The organism is Ruminococcus sp. 210702-SL.1.03, from assembly GCF_020559915.1.
Lineage (GTDB): Bacteria > Bacillota > Clostridia > Oscillospirales > Ruminococcaceae > YE71.
Genome location: NZ_JAJCLZ010000065.1, coordinates 1 through 3,359, shown reverse-complemented (window position 1 = coordinate 3,359; position 3,359 = coordinate 1). Strand labels below are relative to the sequence as shown.

The window sequence follows — 3,359 nt, the reverse complement described above, 5'->3', positions numbered from 1 at the left end:
TATGCAAATTCTCAGGCTCTTTCGGCTGACAATATGTTATACTGCAGGCTTGTCCCGTTACTATTGCCGTTATGCCGTAGACCGCACTGAAAATCAACGTTATGAATATGATTTTATGAGTAGTTTTATTTTTTCTGCAACCATTGCACAAGTTAATGTAAATATTCCTGTTACTGCATAAAAGCATACTTCTGTTTTAACAAAATAGAAAATAATGCAGAATATTGTCCATATAAAAAATGAAATCAAAGATTTTTTTCTTAACTTCATCTTCTTTTTCTCTGATATAGGTTTGTTTGGATGTTCAACCGGTGCAAATTTATATAAAATTAATACTGATAAAACCCATAGAATCGGAGATAAAAACCTTATCGTAGCTGTACTAAAAGTCTTTATTATTAAAATAAAAGCAGAAAGTACACACACAAGTGTCAGCATACATCCCCAATGCGTATCAGCATGGTATCCTCCGGCATACATTCTTATAGTTACAAACGCTGTCAAATTAATAACACAAGGAATAAATTCATTGGAAATTAAAGCAATAATAATAGCTATAATTAAGTTGAAGATTGTAGATAACAATAATTCTATTCCATAAGCATAAACTTCAGAATCTTCCACTTCTATTATTTTATTGTCGACAAAAAAACACGCCGTACCTTTTGCGAGTTTTGAAATCATTTTTCATCACCTCGCTTTTAGTATAGCGTGTTTAAGTTATTTTTTTCAATAGTTTTACGTCAAATGACATTTCTTGACGTTAAAGCTCATCTATTTTTATAATTTGTTCATATATAGATTCTTTCTGATTTATTTGATTTCTAATTCGCTGGTTAAATATTTTTATGAAATTTTACAATTACCTCATTATTGAGTTCCGCAAATTTAATATATGGAGTGAAATCATCGTAATAATCAAGACGTTTTTTCCAAATATATTCGATTGATCCATTGTCATTATGCACCAAATACACATTTAATCTTATTGAACCTGATAAACCTGCTTCACTGCAATTTCTTAATGAAATAGTATATTTTCCATTTTGGGTTGTATAACTATTATATTCTTCGAATTCATTAAACTTATACCACATCGTTTCCGAAAAATCAACCATCCATCGCTTAAAAAGGAATATTTGCCTTTGTGTATATGAAATCCGCAACGGCATTGCAAGCCGACTTCTGCTTAACTATAGCCGTCAGAGAAGCGGAGAAGCCCTTAGAGAGCTGTTCTCAATGATTATGAGGGAAATACAATCACTCTAAAAAGCAGGCTCCCAAATCGTTTTTTTGAGAGCCTGTTAAACAGTTAGAGTGTGCCTATTGTGATATGAGATATAGTGGCGATTTTAACTTGTTTGGTTTTGAATATAATTAAGCAATTATTTTTTTTAATTGCAATAATAAATTACTGAAATTATCCGTTTAAAACATCTTTAGACCATAGATACCAATTTCCTGAAAATGGTTTGCTTTTGATTGTGGAATTGTCGATAGCTAAATCTGAACCATGTCCATTATACTCATTATCAATATACACGAGGTAATAATTTCGTATCTTATCATTCTCAATTTTTCTGTTTTTTACTATAAAGTACATCAGCATATTTCCTTGATTATCATAGTTTACACGAATAAAGGAAAACACATTATAAGGGCTGTCTTTTTGGTATTTATTCCGCATATAAGTGAAATATTTATCAAAAGTTTCTTCTCCACAATCAATATATTCACTATTTTTCCCTAAACACTTCTCGATTATATGGTCATCTTGTGAATATATAATCATAGGGATTGAATCATATTTATATTTTTCAAAATAATCAACAATGGATTCCATATATTGTTTGTTATTCTTATAACAGTTTTTAACATACTCTTGATGTACTTTTTCCTTGTAAATAAAACTAATTATGAAAAACAAAGCAGGAATTAATACTATCAGCACAATAATATATTTTTTTTTCATAGTAATTACCCCGGATATATCTTACTGTGAAATATGAATGTAATCATAATCTTTAATCACATTATTGTAAAGATCATATCCGTATCTTACGTATGTTGAATCCTCTGTATTATCAAATTCTCCCGTTGTCACGAATGAATATAAGCTACCACCACTCTCTAATTCTTTTTTCGTAAAGCCACCAGCATGTCCTGCATATCCGAAGAGAATGTTTCCGAATATCTCAGCATTTATAATTATGTCAGAATATAAAAATGGAAATGAACTGGTCGAAAAACGAATATTCGCATTAACAGTTTTCATGAAATTATTCCAACTTCCGCTTGTTTTTACATCATATGGAGCATTATTTTTCACTTGACTAATCATCCAGGAATAATCTCCTGTTAAACGAGCACATTTATTGGATGTGTTATCATATTTTTGACAAGGATAATTAAGACTTTCTACGGGTGAAGGATTACACGAATAATAATGGAAGTGAAATTCCTGTGCTCCATATCTGAGAATTCCATTTAATATTGGCGTATAATCATATACATAAATATCCACCTTATCGTTATATACATTATCCTTATCAAAATCACTCCGTTTAACAGATGATATAAACACTGGATTATTAGGATTTAAACTTGCATTAAATTCTTCCAACGGCATTGTCTTTGGAGTGTAATTTTCATTAAACCATACTATGTCTTCAACTAAATCTGTGAATCCGTTATTTTTTGCTTCTAATAAAATAGCATAATATGTATTAAGATCAATAAAATATGAATCATTTGAATCTTTTTTAAACGAAATACCATCTGAAAATGTACGATGATTTAATTGGAAAAGTTGTGTAGCAGCAATTGACAAACCACCAAAAGTACCGTAAGCCTGATTTTGCATATCAAGATATCCCAAATACTCAAGGCATTTTTGAATAATTGTAACAGTTTCAGTATTGTCAAGAGCAATCATCTGTGAACTATAATTATTTGCTGAAAGTGAATTAGGATCGTAACCATCATTTAATCCATCCCCATCCGAATCCTCCTCACAGGGATTTGACTTAATTGGAAGAATCTCAACGCCATAAAAATATCGATGCATATAACTTGGAATCGAATCACTGTATTCATTCAACACATAAGAAAAACCCTGATCATGAACTTTATTCAAACACTGTTCAAAGGTAGGCAACTGAATATTGCCATCGTTATCCCATGTAATAAGCCCACTTTCAGTGTCAACTTCTTCCCAGTCGGTTAAATCATCATTATCTGATTTTGCTCCATTATTAGGATCTAACACATTGACTAGGTTAATAGTTTCCCAACCTGTTGGCAATACGGCTTTAAATTCAACATGAGGTGGAGCAACATTACCCACAATATGATTATAA

General features: G+C 30.9%; 3 protein-coding genes. All 3 read right to left on the bottom strand.

Going from position 1 to position 3,359, the window contains the following annotated elements:
* Positions 1-99 precede the first annotated feature (99 nt).
* Positions 100-684, bottom strand: a complete 585-nt coding sequence (locus LI114_RS13225) for an accessory gene regulator ArgB-like protein (protein WP_041337555.1) — start codon at positions 682-684, stop codon at positions 100-102.
* A 736-nt stretch (positions 685-1,420) separates the two neighbouring features.
* Complete coding sequence (locus LI114_RS13220; protein ID WP_117925507.1) at positions 1,421-1,972, bottom strand: hypothetical protein; 552 nt, start codon at positions 1,970-1,972, stop codon at positions 1,421-1,423.
* Between the two features lie 21 nt (positions 1,973-1,993).
* Positions 1,994-3,359 (bottom strand): polymorphic toxin type 44 domain-containing protein (locus LI114_RS13215; RefSeq protein WP_227221061.1); only part of this gene is annotated, 1,366 nt, incomplete at its 5' end.

Excerpts from the sequence above, each read along its gene's own strand:
- LI114_RS13225 (WP_041337555.1), bottom strand. The coding sequence starts at position 684 with ATGATTTCAAAACTCGCAAAAGGTACGGCGTGTTTTTTTGTCGACAAT.
- LI114_RS13220 (WP_117925507.1), bottom strand. The coding sequence starts at position 1,972 with ATGAAAAAAAAATATATTATTGTGCTGATAGTATTAATTCCTGCTTTG.